Source organism: Pseudoxanthomonas sp. Root630, from assembly GCF_001427585.1.
Taxonomy (GTDB): domain Bacteria; phylum Pseudomonadota; class Gammaproteobacteria; order Xanthomonadales; family Xanthomonadaceae; genus Pseudoxanthomonas_A.
The window spans coordinates 436872-462770 of the sequence record NZ_LMGY01000012.1; the positions used below are offsets into that span (position 1 = coordinate 436872).

27 protein-coding genes are annotated in these 25899 nt (G+C 67.2%); 16 read left to right on the forward strand and 11 right to left on the reverse strand.

The annotated features are described in order from the left end of the window. Positions 1–359: 359 nt before the first annotated feature. The 4 genes from rocF to ASD72_RS08105 all read left to right on the forward strand — a co-directional run bounded on the left by rocF (position 360) and on the right by ASD72_RS08105 (position 2362). Complete coding sequence (gene rocF, locus ASD72_RS08090; RefSeq protein WP_056879412.1) at positions 360–1283, forward strand: arginase; 924 nt, start codon at positions 360–362, stop codon at positions 1281–1283. A 144-nt stretch (positions 1284–1427) separates the two neighbouring features. Continuing rightward, positions 1428–1580 carry an entericidin A/B family lipoprotein gene (locus ASD72_RS08095; protein ID WP_056879413.1) on the forward strand — a complete coding sequence of 51 codons (153 nt, stop codon included), beginning with the start codon at positions 1428–1430 and terminating at the stop codon, positions 1578–1580. Positions 1581–1779: 199 nt separating this feature from the next. Then, on the forward strand, positions 1780–1914 hold the full coding sequence (locus ASD72_RS08100; RefSeq protein WP_056879414.1) for an entericidin A/B family lipoprotein: 135 nt from the start codon (positions 1780–1782) through the stop codon (positions 1912–1914). A 226-nt stretch (positions 1915–2140) separates the two neighbouring features. Next, a complete protein-coding gene (locus ASD72_RS08105) occupies positions 2141–2362 on the forward strand; it encodes a CsbD family protein (protein ID WP_056879415.1) in 222 nt (73 codons plus the stop codon). Positions 2363–2424: 62 nt separating this feature from the next. On the opposite strand, the gene ASD72_RS08110 is transcribed toward ASD72_RS08105, so the two are convergent. Continuing rightward, the gene (locus tag ASD72_RS08110; RefSeq protein WP_056879416.1) at positions 2425–3231 is read right to left on the reverse strand and encodes a hypothetical protein; all 807 of its coding nucleotides are present in this window, start codon (positions 3229–3231) and stop codon (positions 2425–2427) included. Between the two features lie 193 nt (positions 3232–3424). On the opposite strand from ASD72_RS08110, the gene ASD72_RS08115 reads away from it, so the two are divergent. The 5 genes from ASD72_RS08115 to ASD72_RS08135 all read left to right on the forward strand — a co-directional run bounded on the left by ASD72_RS08115 (position 3425) and on the right by ASD72_RS08135 (position 8332). Then, on the forward strand, positions 3425–4720 hold the full coding sequence (locus tag ASD72_RS08115; RefSeq protein ID WP_056879417.1) for a tryptophan--tRNA ligase: 1296 nt from the start codon (positions 3425–3427) through the stop codon (positions 4718–4720). 3 nt (positions 4721–4723) lie between these two features. Then, the gene (locus ASD72_RS08120; RefSeq protein WP_056879418.1) at positions 4724–5023 is read left to right on the forward strand and encodes a hypothetical protein; all 300 of its coding nucleotides are present in this window, start codon (positions 4724–4726) and stop codon (positions 5021–5023) included. A gap of 94 nt (positions 5024–5117) precedes the next feature. Continuing rightward, a complete protein-coding gene (locus ASD72_RS08125; RefSeq protein WP_056879419.1) occupies positions 5118–6047 on the forward strand; it encodes an MBL fold metallo-hydrolase in 930 nt (309 codons plus the stop codon). A gap of 131 nt (positions 6048–6178) precedes the next feature. Further along, positions 6179–7822, forward strand: a complete 1644-nt coding sequence (locus tag ASD72_RS08130) for a M28 family metallopeptidase (RefSeq protein ID WP_056879420.1) — start codon at positions 6179–6181, stop codon at positions 7820–7822. A 75-nt stretch (positions 7823–7897) separates the two neighbouring features. Next, positions 7898–8332 carry a BLUF domain-containing protein gene (locus ASD72_RS08135; RefSeq protein WP_056879421.1) on the forward strand — a complete coding sequence of 145 codons (435 nt, stop codon included), beginning with the start codon at positions 7898–7900 and terminating at the stop codon, positions 8330–8332. 4 nt (positions 8333–8336) lie between these two features. Here the strand turns inward: ASD72_RS08135 and ASD72_RS08140 are convergent, their stop codons facing one another. The 8 genes from ASD72_RS08140 to ASD72_RS08175 all read right to left on the reverse strand — a co-directional run bounded on the left by ASD72_RS08140 (position 8337) and on the right by ASD72_RS08175 (position 17226). Beyond that, positions 8337–8723 (reverse strand): VOC family protein, encoded by a 387-nt coding sequence (locus tag ASD72_RS08140; protein WP_056879422.1) that lies wholly within the window; start codon positions 8721–8723, stop codon positions 8337–8339. A gap of 5 nt (positions 8724–8728) precedes the next feature. Then, positions 8729–9172 carry a hypothetical protein gene (locus ASD72_RS08145; RefSeq protein ID WP_155944541.1) on the reverse strand — a complete coding sequence of 148 codons (444 nt, stop codon included), beginning with the start codon at positions 9170–9172 and terminating at the stop codon, positions 8729–8731. A gap of 284 nt (positions 9173–9456) precedes the next feature. Beyond that, positions 9457–9798, reverse strand: coding sequence for a VOC family protein (locus ASD72_RS08150; protein ID WP_056879827.1), 342 nt, complete (start codon positions 9796–9798; stop codon positions 9457–9459). Positions 9799–9818: 20 nt separating this feature from the next. Next, the gene (locus tag ASD72_RS08155) at positions 9819–11204 is read right to left on the reverse strand and encodes a dihydrolipoamide acetyltransferase family protein (protein WP_056879424.1); all 1386 of its coding nucleotides are present in this window, start codon (positions 11202–11204) and stop codon (positions 9819–9821) included. Further along, positions 11201–11569, reverse strand: coding sequence for an SH3 domain-containing protein (locus ASD72_RS08160; protein WP_056879425.1), 369 nt, complete (start codon positions 11567–11569; stop codon positions 11201–11203). Before ASD72_RS08160 ends, ASD72_RS08155 begins: the two co-directional genes overlap by 4 nt. Further along, on the reverse strand, positions 11569–12612 hold the full coding sequence (locus ASD72_RS08165) for an alpha-ketoacid dehydrogenase subunit beta (protein WP_056879828.1): 1044 nt from the start codon (positions 12610–12612) through the stop codon (positions 11569–11571). The genes ASD72_RS08160 and ASD72_RS08165 overlap by 1 nt, the downstream gene beginning before the upstream one ends. An 8-nt stretch (positions 12613–12620) precedes the next feature. Beyond that, positions 12621–13706: a pyruvate dehydrogenase (acetyl-transferring) E1 component subunit alpha gene (gene pdhA / locus ASD72_RS08170; protein ID WP_056879426.1), complete on the reverse strand. Its 1086-nt coding sequence runs from the start codon at positions 13704–13706 to the stop codon at positions 12621–12623. Between the two features lie 274 nt (positions 13707–13980). Next, positions 13981–17226 (reverse strand): lamin tail domain-containing protein, encoded by a 3246-nt coding sequence (locus tag ASD72_RS08175; RefSeq protein ID WP_056879427.1) that lies wholly within the window; start codon positions 17224–17226, stop codon positions 13981–13983. A gap of 210 nt (positions 17227–17436) precedes the next feature. Between ASD72_RS08175 and ASD72_RS08180 the strand changes: the two genes are divergently transcribed. Then, a complete protein-coding gene (locus ASD72_RS08180) occupies positions 17437–18297 on the forward strand; it encodes a tryptophan 2,3-dioxygenase family protein (RefSeq protein ID WP_056879428.1) in 861 nt (286 codons plus the stop codon). A 195-nt stretch (positions 18298–18492) separates the two neighbouring features. Next, complete coding sequence (locus ASD72_RS08185) at positions 18493–20025, forward strand: oligopeptide:H+ symporter (RefSeq protein WP_056879429.1); 1533 nt, start codon at positions 18493–18495, stop codon at positions 20023–20025. A 123-nt stretch (positions 20026–20148) separates the two neighbouring features. Here ASD72_RS08185 and ASD72_RS08190 read toward each other — a convergent pair whose 3' ends face one another. After that, on the reverse strand, positions 20149–20622 hold the full coding sequence (locus ASD72_RS08190) for a MarR family transcriptional regulator (RefSeq protein WP_056879430.1): 474 nt from the start codon (positions 20620–20622) through the stop codon (positions 20149–20151). Positions 20623–20698: 76 nt separating this feature from the next. Between ASD72_RS08190 and hppD the strand changes: the two genes are divergently transcribed. The 3 genes from hppD to hmgA are packed head-to-tail and all read left to right on the forward strand — an operon-like array spanning position 20699 to position 23565. Further along, positions 20699–21796, forward strand: coding sequence for a 4-hydroxyphenylpyruvate dioxygenase (gene hppD, locus ASD72_RS08195; RefSeq protein ID WP_056879431.1), 1098 nt, complete (start codon positions 20699–20701; stop codon positions 21794–21796). A gap of 58 nt (positions 21797–21854) precedes the next feature. Then, on the forward strand, positions 21855–22274 hold the full coding sequence (locus tag ASD72_RS08200; RefSeq protein ID WP_056879432.1) for a DUF559 domain-containing protein: 420 nt from the start codon (positions 21855–21857) through the stop codon (positions 22272–22274). Then, the gene (gene hmgA, locus ASD72_RS08205) at positions 22264–23565 is read left to right on the forward strand and encodes a homogentisate 1,2-dioxygenase (protein WP_056879433.1); all 1302 of its coding nucleotides are present in this window, start codon (positions 22264–22266) and stop codon (positions 23563–23565) included. The genes ASD72_RS08200 and hmgA overlap by 11 nt, the downstream gene beginning before the upstream one ends. 5 nt (positions 23566–23570) lie before the next feature. Here hmgA and ASD72_RS08210 read toward each other — a convergent pair whose 3' ends face one another. Beyond that, positions 23571–24104, reverse strand: a complete 534-nt coding sequence (locus ASD72_RS08210; RefSeq protein WP_056879434.1) for a hypothetical protein — start codon at positions 24102–24104, stop codon at positions 23571–23573. 124 nt (positions 24105–24228) lie between these two features. Between ASD72_RS08210 and ASD72_RS08215 the strand changes: the two genes are divergently transcribed. After that, positions 24229–24852, forward strand: a complete 624-nt coding sequence (locus ASD72_RS08215) for a lectin (protein WP_235577971.1) — start codon at positions 24229–24231, stop codon at positions 24850–24852. Between the two features lie 51 nt (positions 24853–24903). Further along, on the forward strand, positions 24904–25854 hold the full coding sequence (locus ASD72_RS08220) for a calcium/sodium antiporter (protein ID WP_056879435.1): 951 nt from the start codon (positions 24904–24906) through the stop codon (positions 25852–25854). Positions 25855–25899 lie beyond the last annotated feature (45 nt).

Genomic DNA, 25899 nt, shown 5'->3' on the forward strand with positions numbered 1-25899 from the left:
AGGACATTGTCGAGGAGGCTGGATGTGCGTCAGGAGGGATGACCTTGCTGACTGTTACTCCATTGTGGAGCATTGCAGCGATGGAGCTGATCCGTTCTACGGCAATTTGTTGGCGAGATGGAAGAAAGCAGTATGTCCCGTTCCGTCCGAACACATCCGGGCCTAGAGGGGGTACAGACGGGGGTGTAATGAAGCTTATGGGAATTTATTTCACATATAAATCAATCAATTAAGATTACTATTTGGGTCAGATAAGCGCACCACTTCCGCGCCCCGTGCCGCACCCTGCGTGCTGCGATGCCACAGGGCCGTCATCGCCATCGGCATAGACTGTGCGCCTGTTTCCGCAAGGTGTGCCCATGAGTCGAGTCTTTCCCTCCGTGTCCCTGATCGGCGTGCCTACCGACGTCGGCGCCGGCCATCGCGGCGCCCGCATGGGGCCCGATGCGCTCCGCATCGCCGGCCTGGGTGAAGCCTTGCTCGCGCGCGGCGTGGACGTGATCGACACCGGCAACGTGCAGGGGCCCGCCAATCCGTGGACCGGGCCCGTCGCCGGCTATCGCCACCTCGATGAAGTGGTGGCCTGGAACCGGGCCGTGATGGACGCCACCGCCGCCGAACTGGCGGGTGGTCGGCTGCCGATCATGATGGGGGGCGACCATTGTCTGGCGATGGGTTCGATCACCGCCGTCGCGCGGCACTGCCGCCAGACCGGCAAGAAATTGCGCGTGCTGTGGCTGGACGCGCATTCGGACTTCAACACCAGCGACGTGACGCCGTCGGGCAACATCCATGGCATGCCCGTGGCGTGCCTGTGCGGCATCGGTCCCGATGCATTGACGAAACTCGGCGGCGATTCGCCGGCGATCACGCCATCGATGGTCCGGCAGATCGGCATCCGCTCGGTCGATCCCGAGGAGAAAAAGCTGATCAAGGTCCACAAGGTCGATGTGTACGACATGCGCTACATCGACGAGGTCGGCATGAAGCGCACCGTCGAAGCCGCGTTGGAAGGTATCGATGCCGACACCCACCTGCACGTCAGTTTCGATGTGGACTTCCTCGACCCGAGCATCGCGCCGGGCGTGGGTACCACGGTGCCGGGCGGTCCCAATTACCGCGAAGCGCAGCTGGTGATGGAGATGATCGCCGACACCGGCTTGATGGGCTCGCTGGACATCGTCGAACTCAACCCCGTGCTGGACCGGCGCAACCGCACCGCCAAGCTCACGGTGGATCTGGTGGAAAGCCTGTTCGGCAAGTCCACGCTGATGCGCGATTGAGGCTGGCGCCGGAGGAAAACTGCGACTGAACGGCATGGGAGAGGCTTCACGCGGCCTATACGGCGCGGCGTCGAAGGTGGACCCACACGCCGCCGCGACGTCGGACGCACGCGCAGCGGCACCCTTTCCACCAGGAGAAGACACATGAAGCGTGCGATGACCCTGCTGATGCTGGCCCTGTTCTCGACGGCAGTGCTGTCCGGTTGCAACACCATGGCCGGTGCCGGCAAGGACGTACAGAAGGTCGGCGAGAAGGTCGAAGACAAGGCGCAGGACTGCAAGGACGGCAAGTGCTGATCCATGTGTGATTCGGGGGCCCGGAGGGGTCCCTGCAGGAAGGGCCGGGTCGCTCCCGGCCCTTCCGCGTTCTGGGGCGCGCGCGTTTGGTCAGCCAGCAGCCAGTGTGGTTGAATCAGACTGCGCGGGTGGGCAGCACCGCCGGCAGAGTCCGGCCGCCCGAGCCCCCGATCGTGAATACCGTCCACAGGAGTCGCTTATGAAGCGTTTCGTCGCGTTGATGCTGTTGTCCCTGTTCTCCGTCGCCGTGCTGTCCGGCTGCAACACCGTCAAGGGGTTCGGCAAGGACGTGCAGAAGGTGGGCGAGAAGGTCGAGGATTCGTCCGGCAAGTGAGCCGCCGGGGTTTCCGATACGAAACGGGCCGCATCGCGGCCCGTTTCTTTTTCGCGGTGCGTGCATGCGCGTCGCGCATTCATCGCTGCGAACGCAGCGTCATGCGACTGAATCGTTCAGCGAATCATAATGACGTGTTGACGGTCGCTTGATCGGATGGGAACGCGTCGTTTGCGATGCTGTTCCCGCGGCAACCCCCTGCCGCGAAATCTAGCGAGGCACCACCATGAATCAGGACATCATCGCCGGTAACTGGAAGCAGCTGAAAGGCAAGATCCAGGCGAAGTGGGGCGACCTGACCGACGACGACTTCAAGGTCGCGCAGGGCAACGCGGAGTACCTGGAAGGCAGGCTGCAGGAGCGTTACGGCTATGACCGCGACCGCGCGCATACCGAAGTCGAGGACTTCCAGCGCAGCCTGCGTTCGGACAAATCCATGCACCACTGACCGGCTGACGCCGCGCCGAGCAGGACGGGCCGCCTCGTGCGGCCCGTCTGCGTTTCCAATGCTCAGCGATAGCGCGGCGGATCGGCGACGAAGCCGCCGGGAAAGGCCGCAGGTGCGTCCTCCCGCCAGATCGGGCCATGGCGACGCGGCACCACGCCAAGCGCGACCAGGCGGCGGTACTCGTCGTAACGCACCTCGCTCACCTGTTCCGGCTGGCGCGTCGCGCGATCGAAACCGGTGCGCGACGTCGGTGCCCATTCGCGATCCCCGTGGCCGGTGCCGATGCTCTGCTGGCGCGCGGATTCTTCGGCGGCAAGGCCGCGCGACGTGCCCGCGGGAGCCGCGGCCGCGTCATTGGCTTCGCCACGCTTTTCCATCCGTCCACGCGCGATCGGCGGGGGCGTGTACTGCGGATAGTAGGTGCGGGCTTCGCGGAACGCTGCCACGCCGATCACGCCGACGTTGCGCGGCCGGCCGGTGCGTGCGGCGTAACTGTCGCCCAGATCGGTGAAGACGAACTGCGCCACATCGTGCATCGACTTGCGCCAGCCGTTGATCTCGGTGGTCTGCCACGGTTCCAGCACGTAGCCGGCCTGCGAGGGATGCGCGGTCTGGCCCGTGATCGCGTTGACGCCATCGACCGACAGCACCACGAGCACGCGTTCCCCGGTGGTGTTGGTCAGGCGGACGCTGTAGCGGTGGCCGGGCGAGCCGGCCACCCAGACATCGCCCCGGTGGGGATGCTGGGACAGCCACTCACCGGTATCGCGGTCGACCACGCTGACATCGACCAGCGGCCGTGCCTGGGCGGGAGCACACGCGGCCAGCAGCGCCAGCGTGGCCAGGGAAGCGAGGAAGCGATGCAGCATGTCCGTTCTCCAGGTGGGGACGATGCTGGGAACGGACCGTCGGCGGTAGTGGGGTTGGCTGAGGCGACGATGCGGGAACCGGTTAAGCCCCCAGTCGGTCGCGCCTGCGACGCCGTGTCGCAGGCCGGCCACCGGCATCGCCAGGCCCCAGCCGGTAAACTGGCCGCTTTCCCGCCTTCGCCCCGCTTCGCACATGACCACCCGCGTCCTTACCGGCATCACCACCTCGGGCACGCCGCACCTGGGCAACTACGTCGGTGCCGTGCGCCCCGCCGTGGCCGCCAGCCGTGCCGCGGACACGGAGAGCTTCTACTTCCTGGCGGACCTGCACAGCCTCATCAAGGCCCAGGACCCGGCGCGCACCCAGCGCTCCACGCTGGAGATCGCGGCGACCTGGCTGGCCTGCGGCCTGGAGCCGGACAAGGTGTGGTTCTACCGTCAGAGCGACGTGCCGGAGATCACCGAGCTCACCTGGTTCCTGACCTGCGTGGCGGGCAAGGGCATCCTCAACCGCGCGCATGCCTACAAGGCGGCGGTGGACAAGAACAATGCGGACGGTGAAGACCCGGATGCGGGCGTCAGCGCGGGCCTCTTCATGTACCCGGTGCTGATGGCGGCCGACATCCTGATCTTCAACGCGCACCAGGTGCCGGTGGGCCGCGACCAGATCCAGCACATCGAGATGGCGCGCGACTTCGGCCAGCGCTTCAACCACGTCTACGGCAAGGAGTACTTCACCCTGCCGGAAGCGCTGATCGACGACAACGTGGCCACGCTGCCCGGTCTCGACGGGCGCAAGATGAGCAAGAGCTACAACAACACCATCCCGCTGTTCGCGCCGCGCGAGGAGTTGAAGAAGCTGGTGTTCTCCATCCTGACCGACTCGCGCGGACCCGGCGAGCCGAAGGACACCGAGGGGTCGGCGCTGTTCCAGCTGTACCAGGCATTCGGCAGCGCCGAGGAAACGCGTGCATTCGCGCAGAAGTTCGCCGACGGCATCAGCTGGGGCGATGCCAAGCAGCAGCTGTTCGAACGCATCGACGCGGAAATCGCGCCGCTGCGCGAGAAGTACGAGGCGCTGATGGCCCGGCCCGGCGACATCGAAGCGACCCTGCGCGATGGTGCCCGCCGCCTGCGCGAACGCTACGCCACGCCGCTGCTGGCCGAGTTGCGCCACGCCGTGGGTTTGCGCGACCTGTCGCAGCAGCCGGTGGTCGAGGCCAGGGCTGGCGCATCGAAAGCCGCGTTGCCGGTATTCAAGCAATACCGGGACAGCGACAGTCGCTTCTACTTCAAGCTCGTCGACGCCGAGGGCAACGTGCTGGTGCAGAGCAACGGCTTCGATTCGCCGAAGGACGCCGGCAGGCTGATCGGCGTGCTCAAGCAGGCCGAGCAGGCGGACGCGATGGAGACGCCGGAGATCGTGCTGCAGGTGCCCGTCGCTGACGTGCTCGCGGCATTGGCCGCCCTGCGCGCCGCGGAGGCCTGAGCCATGCCGTATCTGGCGGTCATCCTGTTCCTGCCCTGGTTCCTGTTGCTGGGGTCGCTGTACTGGCTGTTCCCGCGCCAACCACGCAATGCGCGCCGTACGGGCTTCGATCTCGCGGCGCTGGCGGTGGCCTTCGTGCTCAGCTTCATCGGCATGCAGTGGGGCTATGCGCTGGGTGCATCCGACGTGGGCACCGGCGCGATCTGGAAACAGGTGCTTGCCACGCTGGTGGCGTACGGCGCCTTCCTGTTCGTGCTGACGCTGGCGGTGCCGCTGCGCGGTTGGTGGTTGTCGCGCGGCTGAGCCGCGCGCGGACGGCGTGTTCCACCAAAGGTGGGTCGTGCGGCCGCGGATCGCGGACTAGAATCGGGTCATCCGTTCCCACACAGGCCCGCGGATGAGCCCCCACGGCATCCACACCATCGACACCGCGTTCCAGCGCGATCACTTCGACGCCGCCTATCTGATCGTCGAGGAAGGTCGTGGCGCCTTCGTTGACTGCGGCACCAACCATTCCGTGCCGCTGTTGCTGGCGGCGGCGCAGCGCGCCGGCCTCGCGCCCACGGACATCGATCTGCTGATCGTCACCCACGTGCACCTCGACCATGCCGGCGGCGCCGGCCTGCTGATGCAGCACTTGCCGAACGCCACGCTGGTCGCACATCCGCGTGCAGCGCCGCACCTCATCGATCCGGAAAAGCTCATCGCCGGGGCCACCGCGGTGTATGGCGAAGAGGAAATGCAGCGCAGTTATGGTGCCATCCAGCCCGTGCCGGAGGCGCGCGTGCGCATCGTCGATGATGGCGAGACAGTGCTGCTGGCCGGTCGCGCGCTGGAGTGCATCGACACGCCGGGCCACGCGCGGCACCACCATTGCATCTGGGACGCACGCAGCCGCAGCTGGTTCACCGGCGATACGTTCGGCCTGTCGTACCGCGAACTGGACGGGCCGCAGGGCGCCTTCATCCTGCCGACGACCACGCCGGTGCAGTTCGAACCCCAGGCGCTGAAGGCCAGCATCGTGCGCATGGTCGAACGCGCGCCCGAGGCCATGTACCTCACCCATTACGGGCCCGTGTCCGACGTGCCGCGGCTGGCGCAGGCCTTGTACGAGCAGATCGATGCGATGGTGGCCATCGCCGACAGTTGCGACGGCCGCGCGGACCGGCACCGTTGCCTCACCGCGGGTCTCACGGCGCTCTACCTGGAGCGCGCACACGCGTTGCAGGTGCCGCTGGCGGATGAGGATGTCGAGCGCATCCTGGTCATGGACATCGAGTTGAACGCGCAGGGTCTGGGCGTGTGGCTGGATCGCGGGCGGCCGTAGCGTGTGCGTGTTCGTACCGGTGTGGGAGCAGCGTCCGTCGCGATGACGCCCGCCGGATGCCGGTTTCGCGACCGACGTCGCGCCCACAGCGATCACTTAGAATCCTTCTGTCTCCTCGTCTGGCGGTCTCCATGAAATCTTCGTTCCCGCTGCTGCTGTCCTTGTGCGCGGTACCCGCGCTCGCCGCGGATATCCCTGGCGGCGGCATCAGCGCCGACAACCTCTCGCGCCACGTACGCATGCTGGCGTCGGATGCATTCGAAGGTCGCGCGCCGGCGACGCCGGGTGAAGACAAGACGATCGCCTATGTCGTCGATGCGCTGGAGCAGGCCGGCCTGCAGCCGGGAGGCGAGAAGGGTGGCTGGACGCAGGCGGTGCCGCTGGTGCGCGCGCAGGTGGACGGCGCAGTGACGGCGTCCCTGCGCATCGGCGGCGAAACGCAGGTGCTCGCCAACGGCGAGGACGTGGTGCTGCAGAGCCTAAGCCCGGTCGATCGCGTCGTGCTCGCCGACGCGCCGCTGGTCTTCGTGGGCTACGGGATCGATGCGCCGGAGCGCGGCTGGGACGACTTCAAGGGGGTGGACCTCGCCGGCAAGGTCGCGGTCGTCCTGGTCAACGACCCGGATTTCGAAACGGACGCGCCGGGCGCCTTCGACGGCCGCGCGGTGACCTACTACGGCCGCTGGACCTACAAGTACGAAGAACTCGCGCGCCAGGGCGCCGCAGGCGTGCTGATCGTCCACGAAACCGCACCGGCGGCCTACGGCTGGGCGACGGTGCGTGCCTCCGGTCTGTCGGCGGTGTTCGACATCCCGCGTCCGGACGCGGCGAAGTACCACACCTTGCTGCGTGGCTGGATGCAGCGCGATCTCGCGGTGTCGCTGTTCAAGCGCGCCGGGCTGGATTTCGAGGCGGAGAAGCGGCGCGCGCAGACGAAGGCGTTTGCGCCGGTGGCGTTGGGCGATGCGGCGCTGTCCGCCGCGTTCGCCGTGAAGCGCGACCAGGTGGTCACCCGCAACGTCATCGGTCGCCTCGAGGGCGCAGGGCGGCCGGACGAGACCGTCATCTATTCCGCGCACTGGGATGCGTTCGGCGTCGGCGAGCCCGATGCGGCGGGCGATGCGATCCGACACGGTGCGGTCGACAACGCGACCGGCGTGGCAGCGGTGATCGAGCTGGCTCGCGTGTTCGCCGCCGGCCCGCGGCCGCAGCGCACGCTGCTGTTCATGGCGCTCACGGCGGAAGAGAAGGGCTTGCAGGGCGCCACGTACTACGCGGCGAATCCGCTCGCGCCACTGGCGAAGACCGCTGCGGTACTGAACATCGAAATGCTCAGTCCGGATGGCCCCGCGCGCGACATCGCCTCGTGGGGCAACGGCCGCGTGTCGCTGGAGGGCGATCTGAAGCGCGTGGCCGAGGCACAGGGCCGGACGTATTCGCCGGACCCCAACCTGGAAGCGGGCTTCTTCTATCGCGCCGACCATTTCGCGTTCGCGCGGGCCGGCGTGCCGGCGATCACCGTGGGTGCGGGCCTGGATCGCGTGGACGGTGGCGTCGCGAGCGGCAAGGCGTTGCGGGATGCGTACTTCGCCAAGTGCTACCACCAGCCCTGCGACGCCTGGACGTCGACGTGGAATGCGCACGGGCAGGCGCAGGACGTGGAGATCCTCTATGCGCTGGGTCGCGAGATCGCGGATGGCAACGCATGGCCGCATTGGCTGGATGGCTCGGAGTTCAGGGCCGCGCGCGAGCGCAGCGGCACCGAACGCGAATAGCGGCGCCGGCGCGCGCCGTTCGGGGGGCGGCACGCGCTATGCTGCGTGTCCTCCCGTCATTTTCCGGCGAGCTCCATGGCGCCCCTCCACGTGCTGGTCTACCAGAGCCAGGCCTCGCGCCCGCTGGATGCGTCGGACCTGGACATCCTGCTGCTGGATGCGCGCATCAACAACGAGCTCGCGAACGTCACCGGCGTGCTGCTCTACGGCGACCACCAGTTCGTGCAGTACCTCGAGGGGACGCGCGCGGACGTGGAGCAGATCTACGCGCGGATCACGCGCGCCAGCCAGCACCAGCGGTTGGAGATCCTGGAGCAGGGCCGCCTGGAGGCGCGTCGGTTCCAGCGCTGGCACATGGGGTTCTCGGATGCACCGCAAAGCGTCGTGCAGCAGTTGAGCCAGGCGCAGTGGCAGCGTGACGCGCCGTGGCTGGAGGACGATGCCGCCTCGTCACCCGGGCTGATGCGTCTGCTCGCGTTCTGGAACGAGCAGGCGATCCTCTCGCGCTGACGCGTCAGGGCCAGCGGTTGGGTGCTTCGCGCGTGCTGTCCGCGTCCATCGGCACCACGCAGAAGCGGTGGCCGGTAGGCGCTTCCATCACCCACCAGCGATTGCGTACGTGCTGGACGCGCCGGGCGCCGAGGGCCTCCAGGCGCGCGACTTCCGCCTCGATGTCGTCGGTCTCGATGTCCAGATGCACGCGCGCTTCGTGCTTCACCTTCTGCACTTCGATGTGCAGGCCGCCCGGGCCGGGTTCGAACTTGTCGTAGATGCCCAGGTCCCCGTCGTCCGGATGCGTGACCTTCAGCCCGAGCGCGGCGCTCCAGAAGGCGGAGGCGGCAGGCAGGTCGTCGACCTGACTGTCGATGATGAAACCGGCGAGACGGCTGCTGTGGGTCATGAGGGTCACTCCTCGTCTGCTTGCTTGTAGGGGGAATGTTCGACCTGCGGTGCGTCGCGAGAGGGTCCGAGCCAATAAGCCGCTTCACCCGCGACCATCAGGCACTTTCCGGACCCGACCTGGGTCAGCGAAACAGCGATATTGCCGCCGTCTTTCTTGTAGACGGCGCTCGCGCTCGTGGCCTGCGCAAATAACTCGTAGTCCCTCAACCATTCGGCTTTGCGAAGGAGCCGATCGCACGTGGTGCGCCATACGCGACTCGACGTCCAACGCGCGAAGCACTTGCCAGACCCGTCCACGCCGGCAGTGACCTCTGCTTGAACATGGTCGCCATCCCGGATGAAGAAAATGATCGCAGTCGCGGTGCGACGATCAGTTTCGGTGGGCGACCATCCGGCAATGGCATAACCATCGTAGCCTTCCGTGGCATGCAGGATCGCGTCTTCCATCAAGTTGGGGCAGCTATCAAAGCCGGCCGAGCGTATCGACGACAAAGCGGCAGACTTGCTACCCCGCGCGTGGAGGCCTTCCCAGTCTGTGCTGTCCTTGAAGTAATTCGAAGCGCATCCCGACAGGGCGAGAACAAGGGACAGCGCCGCTCCCAAGCAGACGCTTCCAGCGCGTGACCATCCGAGCATGCCATCAACCCTCATAAGATCGCTCCGACAGCGTAGCGAAAAGTGGGCGTGTTGGCCCGGCGATCGGAGCGGAGCGTTCGGATTCCGCCCGGCCGCTATCCGACGCTCGGCGTTCCGAACTGCAGCAGATAGCCGTTGTTGTCGTAGACGGCGAACTCGCGCATGCCGTAGGCGAAGGTCTCCGGCGTGTAGCAGATGCGCGCGTGGTCGCGCACCGCGTCCCACAGCGCGTCCACGTCGGCCACGTCGACATAGAGCGAACCGGTGAATGCCGGCGCCACGTCGCCTTCGTGGTCGTTGAGGCCCGACAGCATCACCTCCGCGCCGTCGCGGCGCATGGCCAGCCAGCCGTGCTCCAGCGCGCCAGAAACCGGTTCGAAGCCCAGCACGTCGCGGTAGAACGCGAGCGTGCCGGGCAGGTCCGGCGTGCGCAGCATCGGCGTGAGCCGGCGGAAGGTCACGCCGGCAGGGCCAGGTCGTCGATCAACGCCTTGAGGAAGCGCGCCGCTTCGCCGCCCGTGCAGGCGCGGTGGTCGAAGGTCACCGACAGCGGGATGACTTTGTGCGATTCGAAGCCGCCCATCACCGGCGTGACCTGGTGGCGCGCGCGCCCGGCGGCGACGATGGCGACGCAAGGCGGCACCACCACCGGGGTGGCGTAGCGGCCGGCGAACATGCCGAAGTTGCTCAGCGAGATCGTATAGCCGCTCAGTTCCGACGGCGGGATGCTGCGGTCTTCCACCTGCGCACGGAGGCGGTTGATGCTCTCGCGCACGCCGCCGGCTTCCAGCAGGTCCGCATTGCGCAGCGCGGGGACGAACAGTCCGTCATCGGTATCCACGGCGATGCCGATGTCGACATGCGGATGCAGCGTACGGGTGAGCTTCTCGCCATCGAACCAGGCATTCATCGCCGGCACCGCCTTGCAGGCGCGGACGATGGCGCGGACGAGGCGGCCGGTCATGTCGTTGCCCGGTGTCCAGGCATTCACGTCGGCGTCGTCGCTGAGCGTGGTCGGCACGACCTTGGCATGCGCATCGGCCATCACGCGCGCCATGTTCCGGCGCACGCCCTTGAGTTGTTCCGGCTGGCCGCTGACCGACACGCCCGGCGGCTGCGTGCGCATCGGCTTGCCGCTGGCGGACAGCGCGGTGCGCTGGGGTGGGGACGTTGTTGTAGGAGGGGCTTTAGCCCCGATCTGGATGTGCGGCGAAGCGGTCGGGGCTGAAGCCCCTCCTACAGGAGCGCTGCCATCGGCGGCGGCCTGCTTCACGTCCTGCATCGTCACCGCACCGTCGGCGCCGGTGGCGCGCACGCGCGAAAGGTCCACGCCGAGCTTCTTCGCCATCGCGCGCACGGCCGGCATGGCCTTGACGCCGCCCACGGCGATCGCCTGCTCGGTATGCACGGCGTTGGACGATTGCATGGCGCCGACGACTGTGCCGGCGTCAGCCTCGGTCTCCGTGGGAGCGATGTCAATCGCGATCGAGGCTGCATCGGGTGTCGGGTTCGCGACTGACGTCGCTCCCGCCGCGGGGGTCTTCGGGGGACCGTGGTGATGGCCGGTGTCCTGGCCCTCGGCGCGTTGCGGCAGGCTGGCATCGGGCTCGAACACGGCCAGCATGCTGCCGGTGATGACCACATCGCCCGCCGCGCCCGCCAGCTTCACCACCTTGCCGGACACGGGGGAGGGGACTTCGACCACGGCCTTCGCGGTTTCCATCGACACCAGCGGTTCGTCCAGCCGGATCACGTCGCCTTCCTTGACGAACCATTCGACGATGGTGGCGTCCGGGAGGCCTTCGCCCAGGTCGGGAAGGTGGAAGGTCTTGCTCTCGCTCATTCGGATGTCTCTTCGGAAGTCGTTTCGTTGATCGGGTCCAGGTCGCGCGCCGGCAGCCAGCCGCTGCGGCCGTCCGCGTGCATGCACCACCACCAGTCGCCCAGTTCGTGCTGTAGCGCGACGATGTCGCCGGCCTGCACATCCAGTTCCCGCGCGGAATAGTCGCGCAGGGCGACGGCGTGGCCGTCGTCCCGGGGTTGCAGCCAGTCCACCGGCGCCCAGCCGGCGTTGCCGTCGGCGGTGGTGGTCCAGGCGAAGGCCGGCCATTCGGTGTCGCGTGCGCCGAGCGTGACCACATCGCCGCGCGCGAACCGGATCGGGTTCGCGTACTGCGTGCGGTAGTCGCGGACGGCGCGGGCGTGCATCAGCCGTTCGCCATCGCCCGCTTCGCCGCGGCGACGATCTTGTCGACGCTGGGCAGGTACTTCATTTCCAGGCGGAACAGCGGGATGTGGGTGTCGTAGCCGGTGACGCGCTCGACCGGGGCCAGCAGGTCGTACATCGAGTGCTCGGCCAGGCGCGCGGCGATCTCGGCGCCGAAGCCCGCGGTGCGTGGCGCCTCGTGCACGATCACGCAGCGGCCGGTACGGGCCACGGATTCGGCGATGGTGTCGAAGTCGAGCGGACGCAGCGTGGCCACGTCGATGACTTCGGCGCTGATGCCTTCGCCGGCCAGCTTGTCGGCGGCTTCCAGCGCTTCCTTCACCTGCGCGCCCCAGGTCACCAGGGTCACGTCGGTGCCATCGCGCAGCACGTAGCACACGTCCAGCGGCAGCGCTTCGCCGTCGTTGGCGACGACTTCCTTGTACTGGCGATAGATGCGCTTGGGTTCCATGTAGATGACCGGGTCCGGATCGCGGATCGCGGCCAGCAGCAGGCCGTAGGCGCGCTGCGGCGAGGACGGCATCACCACGCGCAAGCCCGGCACGTTGGTGAAGATCGCTTCGTTGGCCTCGCTGTGGTGCTCCGGCGCGCGGATGCCGCCGCCCCACGGCACGCGCAGCACCATCGGGCAGTGCAGCCGGCCGCGCGTGCGGGTGCGCAGGCGGGCGGCGTGGCAGATGATGTGGTCGACCATCGGGTAGACGAAGCCGTCGAACTGCGCTTCGGCCACGGGCTTCATGCCTTGCGCCGCCAGGCCGACGGTCAGGCCGGCGATGGTGGTCTCGTCCAGCGGCGTGTCGAGCACGCGCTCCGGGCCGAATTTCTGCTGCAGGCCTGCGGTGGCGCGGAAAACGCCGCCGTTCACGCCCACGTCCTCGCCCAGCACCAGCACGGATTCGTCGTGCGCGATCTCCCACGCCAGCGCCTGGGTGATGGCTTCGATCAGGGTGATCGCGGTCGGGGTCGCCACGGCCTCCGGTTTCGCGACTGACGTCGCTCCCGCAGTCTTGTCTTCAGGTTTCATCACGGTGCTCACGGCCGGCCCTCCGCGGCGATCGCGGCGGCGCGTTGCTGCAACAGCTCCGGTGGCGGATCGGCATACAGGTAGTCGAACATCGCCTCGACCGGCTGCACCGGCGTGTTGAGGTAGGTGTTGACCTCTTCGTCCACACGCACGCCGCACGCCTCTTTCCATGCGGCCTCGTCGGCCTCGCTCCACGCGCCCTGTGCGGTCAGCCAGGTGCGCAGGCGCGTCATCGGCTCGCGTTCCCAGCCGGCCTTCACTTCGGCATCGTCGCGGTAGCGGCGTGCATCGTCGGCGGTGGTGTGGTCGGACAGGCGGTAGGTGACGAACTCGATCACCGTGCCGCCCTGGCCCTTGCGGGCGCGCTCGCTGGCGCGGCGCATGCCTTCGAGCACGGCGATCAGGTCGTTGCCGTCCACCTGCAGGCAGTGCAGGCCACCGGCCAGGCCCTTCTGCGCCAGCGTCTGCGCGCCGGTCTGCGCGCTGCGCGGCACCGAGATCGCCCAGCCGTTGTTGATCACGCCGAGCACCAGCGGCAGTTCGTAGGCGCCAGCGGAATTCAGCGCGGCATAGAAATCGGTCTTCGACGAACCGCCATCGCCGCACGTCGCCACCGCGATGTGCGGTTGCTTGCGCAGCTTGAACGACAGCGCCGCGCCGGCGGCGTGCAGGCACTGGGTGGAGATCGGCACGCAGAACGGGAAATCGATGCGGGCATCGCTGTCGCGGTCGAAATCGCTGCCGCGCTCGTCGCCGCCCCAATACATCAGCACGTCGCGGGGCTTCACCCCGCGCATGAACATGGCGCCGTACTCGCGGTAGCTGGGCGCGTAGACGTCGCCGGTGCGCATCGACGCGCCGATGCCCACATGGGTGGCCTCATGGCCCAGGCAGCTCGCATAGGTGCCCAGCTTGCCGGTGCGCTGCAGGGCGATCGCCTTGGTGTCGAACGTGCGGACGAACAGCATCTGCTTGAACAACTCGCGCAGGCGGGCGATATCGCGCCCGGCCTCGGGCAGGTCGTCGCGCACCAGGCTGCCGTCGGGGCCCAGGTACTGGAGGTATTCGATTTCGAAGCTTGCGGCGGTACTCATCTGGACGGTGTTCTCGTCGGCCGGCGGAATTGGTTTCAAATGTAATTTTAGGAGCGATGCGCCTGACGGCTGTCGTGCAATGCAGCAAGACGGGGGTGCACGGCAGGCGGCCGTGCGGAGAAACCGGTGCGGAAACAGGCGCTTGCCCCGCTGTCGTTCGGTGTCAGCCTGCCTGCGGTCGGCGTGGGCTGGACGTGATGCACGTCGCGGGCTGCGCAAACGACAAGGGGCGCGGTTGCCCGCGCCCCTGTCGACCCCACGATGGCGGGAAAGTTCAGCGGATGCGCTGGACCAGCTTATCGTGGTTGTTGCCGGTATCGGGGTCCGGCGTGTCGCTGCTCACGGTGGCCTCGAACTCGAACGAGGTACCGCGCTTGGGCTTGCCGGGCACGACCATCGCGAAGGCCAGGGTCTGCACGCCCTTGGCCATGGCGCCACGGCGCGAGCACTCGGCTTTCGAGCCGTCGGCGGTGTCCTGCACGCGCGTGCACGACCAGCCGCTCGGCGCGGCGACTGCGGCGTAGCGCGCATCGACGTTCGTGGTCAGCACCACCTTGACCTGCTCGGCGGTGTCCGGACCGGCGTTGCGGACCGGCACCAGCAGGGTGGCGATGGTGTTGCGCAGCAGCGGTAGCGTACCGCCGGCCAGTTTCACCGACAGGTCGGCCTTGAGGGTCGGCAGCGCGGCGACGGCCACCGAAACCGACGCCGTGTTGTCGCCATTGGCCGGATCGAGCACGGTCGAGTTCGCCGACACGCCCAGGCCCAGCGTGGCGCCCGCGGCGCTGGCGGGGACGATGGTGTCGATCGCGAACGTGGCGTCGCTGCCCACGGCCAGCGCCGGCGTGGTGCAGGCCACACGGGTGGTGCCCGCGGTCACTTCCGCCGCGCCGCAGCTCCAGCCGGCGGGCAGGGTGGCCAGCGTCGGCGACAGTTCGGCCGAGAACACGAAGGCGAAGGCCGCCGGCGATGCCGCGCCGGGACCGGCGTTGCGGACGGTAGCGGTGTAGCGGACGGTCTGGCCGACGTTGGCGGTGGTGCGGTCTGCGCTGACGGTGGCCGACAGGTCGGCGCGGGCGAAGGACGGCACGCGGATGCTCAAGCGCACCGGATCGTGGTCGGACGAACGCAGGGCCAGCGTGGCGTCGCCGAAGTTGTCCACGCCGAAGTCCGCGTTGATGCGCGCATGGTCCACGCGCAGCCCCGCTTCCATCACCAGGGCTTCGTTGACCAGTACGTGGTCCAGCGTCTGCGCATTGCCCTCGAACGAATACGAGTAGCGCTGCGCAGGATCGGCGATCAGCTGCGAGCCGTCGACCAGCGGCGTGGTGATCGGGCTGGCCATCCAGGTCAGCACCTGGTCTTCCGTCGCGGCCTCGCCCTTGATGATGCCCATCACGTCGACATAGCCGTCGTTGAACTCGAACGTATTGAAGTCGCCGACCAGCACGATCTTCTCGTCCGGATTCGCCTGCTGCATCTCCTGCACCAACTGGGCCAGGTAGACCGCCTGGGCACCGCGCTTGACCCGCACGCGTTCGCCGCCGGTGGCCCAGCCGCTGCTGCCGGGCAGGGTGTCGTTGATGTCGTTGAGCGAGCGCAGGTGGTTGACGATGACCGTCAGCGGGTAGCTCGACGCGGCGTCCTGGTGCACGCGGGCGCGCAGGCGCAGCGGCGGACGGTCGTTGAGCAGGCTGGTGGTGCCGTTCGGGTTGGCGATGGTGGTCTCCTTGCCGAACTGCGCGACGTCCAACACCTCGACGCGGGCGATGCCGTCCGCGGTCAGGCGCGAACTGACCAGGAAGCCGACGTTGATGCCGCCCACGTCGTTGCCCGGCTGCAGGTACGGCACGTAACCCGGGCGCGTGGCGCAGGTCGCATCGATGCGCTCGGACAGCATCTGCAGCACGCGCAGGTTCTCCACTTCCACCGCGCCCAGGATGTCCGGGGTCTTCAGGTAGTCGCAGATCGCCAGCGCCGCCTTGGCCAGGCGCTTGTCCAGCGCTTCCGGCGTCAGCGTCACTGCGCCGTTGCTGTCGTTGACCTCGTCGAACAGGCGCAGCAGGTTGAAGCTGCCGACGGTGACTTCGTCGTAGGTGGCATCGTTGACGGCTTCCGGCGACATGCCGCCGGTGACCGTCGGCGGCGTGGCCACATCGGGCAGCAGCGCCCAGGTGCCGGCGAAGTAGTCGAGCACGCCGAGCAGGCCGGCGACGTCGGCACCGGTGTCGGCCGAGAGCGGCGACGCACCGACCTGTCCGCGGCTGCGCACCATCAGGCGTTCCTGATTGGTGTCGAAGCGCGGCGGGTTCTTGCCGGCCGGCAGGGTGATGGCATCCATCACGGCGATGCCGGGCTCGCGGAACGGACGCGCCACGCCGGGCAGGGCGACGTGGAAGACGCCGTCGCTGAAGGACAGCGCATCGTTCTCGTCGATGCTGCCGCCCGACGGGGCGATCACCACCGACTGCGCCACGCTGACGCGCATGCCTTCCAGGCGTTCCAGCGTGCCGGGCAGGGCGTCGGGGCCCAGCTCGGCGGCGGTCAGTTCGATCGCGGCGGGCAGGGCGACGCCGGTCTCGAGTACCTCGAGCGTCGGGGTGACGATCTCGGTGATCGCCAACTGGTGCGGATTGGACGACGGGGTGTATTCCTCGACCGTGCCGGTCACGCGCACGCGGTTGCCGACCGCCGCAGTGGCGGGCGGTGCGCTGCTGGTGAACACGAACACGGCATCGGACGTGGCCGGGTCGCCATCGTCGTTGGCGGCCTGCAGGAAGAAGCCGTTGTTGAACTTGATCGCGGTGATGATGCCTTCGGTCACCACGCGCTTGCCGTTGTGCGGCGACAGCAGGCCGTTGCCCTGGATCTGCGCGATGGTCAGCGCCAGCGGCGGATCGGGCGGCTCCGGCGGCTCGGCGCCGCTGTTGCGCGGATTCGGTGTACCGACCGCGAAGTCGGCGCCGTTGTTGTTGGTGTCGATGCTGCCGTCGCCGCCACGCAGCGCGGCGGTGGTGTTGCTGAGGGTGCCGGTCGGTGCGCTGCCTTCGAAGCAGTTGGCCGCGCTGCCGAAGCCGACGAAGTCGACCACGTTCGCATCGGCAGTCGGGCAGGCGCCGGTCAGCGCCGTGGCGCTGCGGCTCAGCGCGACCTTGCCGGCGGTGCCGCTCATCGCGATGTTGCCGGTCGCGTCGGGCGTGGGCAGGTCCACCGTGCCGCCGGCGCCCTGCGCCTGCTGGACCAGGTAGAAGCCGCCGGCCGGGATCGTACCCGTGAGGTTGGTGCGCCCGCTCCAGGTGGTGCCCGCGGAGGAGGTGTACTGCACGCTCCAGCCGGTCAGGTCGACCGCGGTGGGGCCGTTGTTGCGCAGTTCGATGAAGTCGTTCTTCAGCGTGGCGCCGCTGTTGCCGCCGCCGCCGTAGACCTGGCTGATGACCACCTGTGCCTGTGCCGACGAGGCGGCAAACAGCAAGGCGAAAGACGCGAACACGGCCGCAAGGCGGCCCCGTGGCATTTCCATGTTACGGAATCTCCCTCAGTGGATTGGACGCCGCCCCCCGTCGGGGGCGATGCCACCCCCGGCCGACGCAATGTAGCGGAAGCCTGTGGTACACGCATTGCATGGGCATGACATAAGTGCCCGATTTTGTTCGCCTTGCCGGGGCGGCCGGCCCCCATCGGTTACGCTGGCGCCCCCGCTGCCCCCCGTGGCGCCCCGGTTGATCGACGGATGGCCGTAGAAAAGAACGAGCGCCCGCTGGAAGCAGGCATCCACACCGACCTCTCTGGCCGCATGAGCTATGGCGGCTACCTGCAGCTGGACCGCCTGCTGTCCGCGCAGCACCCGGTGTCCGACCCGCAGCACCACGACGAGATGCTCTTCATCGTCCAGCACCAGGTGTCGGAGCTGTGGATGAAGCTGATGATCCACGAGCTGCGCGCGGCGATCGGCTTCCTCCAGCGCGACCAGGTCTGGCAGTGCCGCAAGGTGATGGCGCGCGCCAAGCAGGTGCTGCGCCAGCTGACCGAGCAATGGTCGGTGCTGGAGACGCTGACGCCGTCCGAATACATGGGCTTCCGCGACCTGCTGGGCCCGTCGTCGGGCTTCCAGTCGCTGCAATACCGCACCATCGAGTTCCTGCTGGGCAACAAGAACGCAGCCATGCTGAAGGTGTTCGCCCACGACCCGGAAGGCCATGCCGGCCTGGAGGCCGTGCTCGACGCGCCGAGCCTGTACGACGAGTTCCTGATGTATCTCGCGCGCTGGCACCATGCCATCCCCGCGCAGCACCTGCAGCGCGACTGGCGCCAGTCGCATGCCGCCGACGCCGCGCTGCTGCCGGTGTTCGAAGCGATCTACGAGGACACCGACCGCTATTGGCGCGAGTACTCGCTGTGCGAGGACCTGGTGGACCTGGAGAGCCAGTTCCAGTTGTGGCGCTTCCGCCACATGCGCACGGTGATGCGCATCATCGGCTTCAAGCGTGGCACCGGCGGCTCGAGCGGCGTGGGCTTCCTGCGCCAGGCGCTGGAGCTGACCTTCTTCCCGGAACTGTTCGACGTGCGCACCTCGATCGGCCCTGGTCGCTGACCGGCGAAGCAGGGCCATTTGGTTCGAAATCCCTTGGAAATCAGCGAATTGACTCGCTGAACAGGCCAAGCGACCGTTACACCGTGAGTGTTTCAGCGATTTGACGGGGGCCGGCCGGGTCGGTGATCCTCGCGCGTCCCGTGCTTGTTGCATGGGAAACCGAAATCCTGAACCACTTTTCTAGGGGGAGCCCGCATGAGCGGAGCCGTCGACACATCAACGCCGGAACGGATACCGGAATTCAAGCAAGTCCTGGGACATCCGCGTCCGCTGTGGATGCTGTTCATGTCCGAATTCTGGGAGCGCTTCGCGTTCTACGGCATCCGCTGGGCGATGGTGCTGTACATCGTCGCGCAGTTCCACGGGGGAGATGCCACGGGCGAGAAGCCCGCGAGCGAGCTCTACGGCGCCTACCTGGCGCTGGTGTACGCGGGTGCGATCTTCGGCGGTTACGTCGCGGACAAACTGATCGGCTTCCAGCGCTCCATCCTGCTGGGCGCGGTCTTCATGTCGGTGGGTCTGTTCCTGCTGGCACTGCCCAGCGAGGCCATGTTCAAGCTGGGCCTGGCCACGATCATCGTGGGCAACGGTCTGTTCAAGCCGATCATTTCCACGATGGTCGGCAAGCTGTACGCGCAGGGCGACGCCCGCCGCGATTCCGGTTTCACCATCTTCTACATGGGTATCAACATCGGCGCGCTGCTGGCACCGATCATCACCCAGTACCTGGCGAAGAAGGTGTTCGGCATTGAAGACATGCCGGCCTACAAAGTGGTGTTCATCGCGGCCGGCGTCGGCATGCTGTTGAGCCTGGTGTGGTTCTGGTTCGGTCGCAGGCAGCTGGAAGGCATCGGTCTGCCCGCTACGCACCAGACGGGCATGCGCAATGTCAGCCTCGTGGTGCTGTTCGGTGCCGTGATCGGCATCCCGATGTTCTATGCCCTGCTGACCATCGACGCCAACCTGCTCCAGGCGATCCTGATGGCGCTGTTCGTCATTCCGGCGGTGATGCTGGTGGTCGAGGGTCTTCGCGAGGGCAAGGTCGCGCGCGACAAGGTCGTCGCGATGCTGGTGATCTTCGTGTTCAACGTGCTGTTCTGGATGTTCTTCGAGCAGGCGGGAAGCTCGTTCAACTTCCTGGCCGACCGCATCGTCAACCGCGACATCGGCATGGAAAGCTTCTTCCAGATGTTCGCCGGCACGAGCGACTTCCCGGTGTCGTGGTTCCAGTCCGTCAACTCGGTGGCGATCATCGCGTTGGCGCCGGTACTGGCGTGGCTGTGGGTGAAGATGGGCAAGAACAATCCCATCATCCCGCGCAAGTTCGGCCTGGGCCTGATCTTCAATGGCCTGGCGTTCCTGCTGTTGATGATGGCGCTGTCCGGCATGGTGGACGCGAACGGCAAGATCCCGTTCTGGACGTTGTTCATGGTCTACGTCATCCAGTCGGTCGGCGAGCTGTGCCTGTCGCCCATCGGTCTGTCGATGACGACCAAGCTGGCGCCGTCGCGCCTGGCCGGCATGGCGATGGGCTGCTGGTTCCTGTCGATCGCCATCGGCAACAACATGGCCGGCATCTTCGCGGGCAAGGTCAGTGGCGAAGGCGGCATGACCGTACAGTCCGCGCACGCGGGCTACACGTTCGGTTTCTGGGCGCTGGTCGGTTCGGGCGTCCTGCTGTTCCTGATCGCACCGTTGATCCAGAAGCTGATGCACGGCGTGAAGTGACGGGTTGGCGTGCGCCCACGACGTGGGCGCACCTTTGCCAACACGTCATCCCCGCGGAGGCGGGGATCAAAAGAAGAACGGCGGCCATCGGCCGCCGTTTTTCGTTCCAGGGAAAGGCTGGCCTCAGCCTTCGATGCGCCTGACACCTTCGCCGGCCAGCTTGTCGATCAGCTGGTCGAGCATCGCGCGCTCTTCGTCGCTCAAGGGCTCCAGCATCCGCTGGTGGTACTCGATCACCATCGGGGCGACCTCGTCGTAGACCCGGAAGCCCTCGTCGGTCAGCGCCAGCACCGAGCGGCGACGGTCGTCGCCGTGGATCTCGCGCTGGATCAGCGCCCGTTCCAGCAGGCGGGCGACCGCCCGGCTGACCGCCACCTTGTCCATGGCCGTCCGGTTGGCGACCTCGCCGGCCGACAGGCCCGGGAAGCGCCCCAGTACCGCCATGACCCGCCATTCGGTGATGGCCAGGCCGAAACGGCGGTGGTATTCGCGGGAAATCGCGCTGCTGATGCGGTTGGAGAGCACACTCAACCGGTAGGAGAACAGGCGGTCGAGGTCGAAATCGGCGTGGATGGCGGGGCTGGCTGGCTGGCTCATGTTGCGCTGCTACTTGTGGGTGGTTTCAGCTGAAACTATATTGGAGCGTATTCCGGCAAGCCTAGCGAGGTGCCCCATGAACGCACAACCCAATTCCGGCATGAAGCCGACCACCTTCGACAACCCGATGGGTATCGACGGGTTCGAATTCGTCGAGTTCGCCGCGCCGCAGGGCCAGGCGCACCTGCTGCACGACTACTTTCGCAAACTGGGCTTCGCGCAGGTCGCGCGCCACAAGACGCGGCCGATCAGCACCTACCGCCAGGGCGACTGCACCTTCCTGATCAACGAGGATCCGGATTCCTTCGCCGCCCGTTTCGCCGCCCAGCACGGCCCCAGCGCCTGCGGCTTCGCGATCCGCGTGAACAAGCTCGCCGAATGGGCGCGCATGCAGGCGCTGAAGAACGGCGCGGAATCTTTCGACGCCGCCGACGAACTGACCAAGGCTGTCGCCGCGCCGGTGATCAAGGGCATCGGCGACTGCATGCTCTACATCGTCGACCGCTACGACACCGAAGGCACCATCCACGACCCGGACTACGAATACCTGCCGGGCGTGGAGCTGATGCCGAAGGGCTTCGGGCTGACCTTCATCGATCACCTGACCCACAACCTCTACCACGGCAACATGGCCAAGTGGGCGGACTACTACGAGCGGCTGTTCAATTTCCGCGAGATCCGCTACTTCGACATCAAGGGCGCCAAGACCGGGCTGCTGTCCAAGGCGATGACCGCGCCCGACGGCATGGTGCGCATCCCGCTCAACGAGTCGAGCGATCCGAAGAGCCAGATCAACGAATACCTCGACGCCTACAAGGGCGAAGGCATCCAGCACATCGCCTGTTTCACCGACGACATCTACACCACGGTGGAGAAGATGCGCGAGTCGGGCGTGGACTTCCTCGATACGCCGGACACCTATTTCGACGTGATCGACCAGCGCATCCCGAACCATGGCGAAGACGTCGCGCGCCTGGCCCGCAACAAGATCCTGATCGATGCCGACGTGGAGACCAAGGAGCGCAAGCTGCTGCAGATCTTCACCCAGAACGCGCTGGGCCCGATCTTCTTCGAGATCATCCAGCGCAAGGGCAACGAAGGGTTCGGCGAAGGCAACTTCCAGGCGTTGTTCGAGAGCATCGAGCGCGACCAGATGAAGCGCGGGGTTCTCTGACGTGGCGAGAGCCCCTCTCCCGACGGGAGAGGGGTTGGGGTGAGGGTACGGTGGCGTCATGTACATCAAGCCGCCATTACCCAGTACCACGCTCCAGTATTTGCGTCGTTTGCGCAGGAAAATGACCGATGCGGAACTCAAGCTCTGGAAGGTCTTGCGCGGGCGGGGACTCGAAGGGCTCAAGTTCCGTCGCCAGCACCCGATTCCGCCCTACATCGCCGATTTCTGCTGTATCGACAGAAAACTGATCATCGAACTGGATGGGTCGCAGCACACGGCACGGTCCGACGCGGTCAGGACGCGGATCCTGCGTTCACAAGGTTGGACCATCCTGCGCTTCTGGGACCATGATGTGTTGAGGGCGATAGAGGCCGTAGTCGAGGGAATCTGGAAGGCCGCGTGCGGGCCGGACCCTCACCCCAACCCCTCTCCCGGTGGGAGAGGGGCTCAAGCGAGAAGCGAGCGTGATGATGAGTAGCGACAACTACCAGACCGGCTTCGCCAACCACTTCGCCACGGAAGCGGTCGCGGGCACGCTGCCCGAGGGCCGCAATTCACCGCAGCGGGTGGCGCACGGGCTTTACGCCGAACAGCTCAGCGGCACGGCCTTCACCGCGCCGCGGGCGGAGAACCGTCGCAGCTGGCTGTACCGTATCCGCCCGGCGGCGATGCACGGGCCGTTCGCGCCGTATGCGCAGCACCACCTGCACAGCGATTTCAGCGCCGGTCCGGTGTCGCCGGACCAGATGCGCTGGTCGCCGCTGCCGATGCCGGAAACGCCCACGGATTTCGTCGACGGCCTGTACACCATGGCCGGCAACGGCGCGCCGGAGGGACAGCATGGTGTCGGCATCCACCTGTATGCGGCGAATCGTTCGATGCAGGGGCGTTACTTCTACGATGCCGATGGCGAGCTGCTGATCGTCCCGCAGCAGGGCAGCCTGCGCATCGCCACCGAGTTCGGCGTGATCGACGTCGAGCCGCAGCAGATCGCCGTGATCCCGCGCGGCGTGCGCTTCCTGGTCGAGCTGCTCGACGGCGAGGCGCGCGGCTACGTCTGCGAGAATTTCGGCGCGCAGCTCCGCCTGCCCGATCTGGGCCCGATCGGCTCGAACGGTTTGGCCAATCCGCGCGATTTCGAAACGCCTGTCGCGGCCTACGAGGACGTCGAGGGCGAGTTCGAGCTCATCGCCAAGTTCCAGGGCCACCTGTGGCGCGCGGACATCGGCCATTCGCCGCTCGATGTGGTGGGGTGGCACGGCAACTACGCGCCGTACCGCTACGACCTGCGCCGCTTCAACACGATCGGCTCGATCAGCTACGACCATCCGGATCCCTCGATCTTCCTGGTGCTCACCTCGCCGAGCGACACCCCGGGCGTGGGCAACATGGATTTCGTGATCTTCCCACCGCGCTGGCTGGTGGCGCAGGACACGTTCCGTCCGCCGTGGTTCCATCGCAACATCGCCAGCGAGTTCATGGGCCTGATCCATGGCGTCTACGACGCCAAGGCCGAGGGGTTCGCGCCGGGTGGGGCTTCGCTGCACAACTGCATGACCGGACACGGGCCGGATGCGGCCACGTTCGAGAAGGCATCGAACGCCGATCTGACCAAGCCCGATGTCATCACCGGCACGATGGCCTTCATGTTCGAGACGCGCGCGGTGATCCGTCCCACGCGCCAGGCGACCGAAGCGCCGCACCGCCAGCGCGACTACCAGGCCTGCTGGGCCGGCTTGCGCAAGCATTTCGCGCCCCCGCAGGGCTGAGCGGGTCAGGTAAGCGCGACGGCGTCGTCCTGCGACGCCATCCGCGCATGCAGCGACGGCACATCCTCCAGCGGCAGCGCTTCGACCAGGCGTTCGCGGATGCGCTGCGCCAGCGTCGCCGCGACCCGGCCCTCGAGGAATCGCAACGCGTCGGCCAGCGCCTGGAGCATCGCGTCATCGTCGAGCCGCGATTGCAGGCGGTTGCGATGATGTCGTGCCTCCGTATCGCGATGCAGTTCCAGCATGCCCGACAGATAGATCCGGGCGGCCACCCGTGAGCGCCGCGGTCCGGTGGGTGCGGTCGATGTCGCGGGCGAGGGCGAGGGTGCAGTTGCAGTCGCCGATGACGATGCCGCGAGGTAGCCGTCCCGCACCAGGCGCTGGATCAGCAGCGGTGCGTCCTGTCCCAGCAGTTGCACCAGTTCGTCCAGCCCGCGCTGGCCGTCGCACAGGATCAGCGCCCGACGCTCGCGCATGCCCAGCGTGCCGCCATGGGCCTGGAGCGTGGTGCGGGCGAGGTCGGTCTTGGACGGGCGCATGGCGGTACCGGAGGAGCCGGCGCGCAGGCTAGTGCGTTGCCATGAAGTACCGATGACAGTCGGGCGTTCGCGGTGACTTAACGCATGAACGTTAGTCTTCAGGTTTGTGCATAGGAGAGAGCCGATGAAGTCGATGCTGCCGATCGTGATGGTCGCTGCCCTGTTGTCCGCCTGCCAGCGCGAGGAGGCGCCGGCCGCGGCCGATGCGGACCCGCTGACCACGGCGGCGAGCACACCGGTGGCGGAAACGCTGGCCCCGGTGCCCGCGGTCGACGACACGGCGGCTCCGGCCGGACCGGTCAGCCAGGCCAGTTTCCTGGGCTATGGCGACATGAAGCTGGGCAGCACCGTGGAAGAGGCGCGAGCGGCCTGGGGCGGCGAATTGAACGGCGCACCGATGGAGGGCACCACCTGCCACTACCTGTGGCCGAAGTGGATCAGCCGTCCCGCCGATTTCGCCTTCATGATGGAAGAAGGCAAGTTCGTCCGCTACGACGTGGGTACCGACAAGGAGACCGCGCCGGGCGGCGGCAAGGTGGGCATGAGCGTGGAGGAGCTGCAGAAACTCTACGGTGGCGCGCTGAAGGGCACGCCGCACAAGTACGTGCAGGGCGGCCAGTACCTGTCCATCGACGCCGGCGATGTCGCGCCGACCAAGCTGATCTTCGAGGCGGACGCTGCCGGCAAGGTGACCTCGTGGCGCGTGGGCCTGTCGCCGCAGGTGGAGTACGTGGAAGGCTGTTCCTGAGGAAGCGGAGCGGCATAGAATCCCCGCAATCCACGAGGGGAGTGCGGGGCGATGACGGAAGCTTGGGGTTACTTCGCATTGGGCCTGGTGCTGCTGGCGCTGGGCGGTGATTCCATCGTCAAGGGCGCCTCGGGGCTGGCGCAGCGGATCGGCGCTTCGCCATTCGTCGCCGGCCTGCTGCTGATCGCCTTCGGCACCTCGCTCCCGGAACTGGCGGTCAATGCGCGCGCGATGTGGGTGGGTTCCCAGGAACTCGCGCTGGGCAATGCCGTGGGCAGCAACATCGTCAATCTCGGCCTGACCCTCGGCCTGGCGGCGGTGGTCGCGCCGGTGGTCGTCCGTATGCGCCTGCTGTCGCCGGTCCTCGTGTTGCTGGCGCTCGCCACGCTGGCACTGATCGTGTTCGGCCTCGACGGCATGGTCAGCCGCATCGAAGGCATGGTGCTGCTGCTCGCCTTCGTCGCGATGGTGGCGTTCCTGCTGGCACGCGCGCGCAGCGAGGACGCCGCGGTGCGCGCCGAGATCGAGGCTTACGCGAGCACGCGAACCGATCTGTGGATGAACCTGTTGCGCTTCGTCGTGGCGGCCGCGTTGTTGTACTACGGCGCGCGCTTCGTGGTGCAGGGCGCGCCGGTGATCGGTGTGCATTGGGGGCTTTCGCCCTTGCTGACCGGCCTGCTGCCGGTCGCCATCGGCACCGCGTTGCCGGAAATCGCCGCCGCCGTCATGGCCGCACGACGTGGCCAGGGCGACATGGTGGCGGGCCACGTGATCGGCTCCAGCCTGTTCAACCTGCTGGTGGTGGTGGGCGGCATGGCGGCATTCCGGCCGTTGCCCTTGCCGGAGTCGTTCGTGCGGCTCGAACTGCCCGCCGCGATCGCTTTCGTGCTCGTGCTTTACCCGATGTTGCGCGGCGACCTGCGCATCAGCCGGCGGGAAGGCGCCTTCCTGCTCGTCGCCTTTTTCGGCTGGCTGGTGCTGGAGATCGCACTGCTGGCCTGAACCGCGGGTCAGGCAGGGCGTGACGGGTTTGTTAAACTCGGGCGG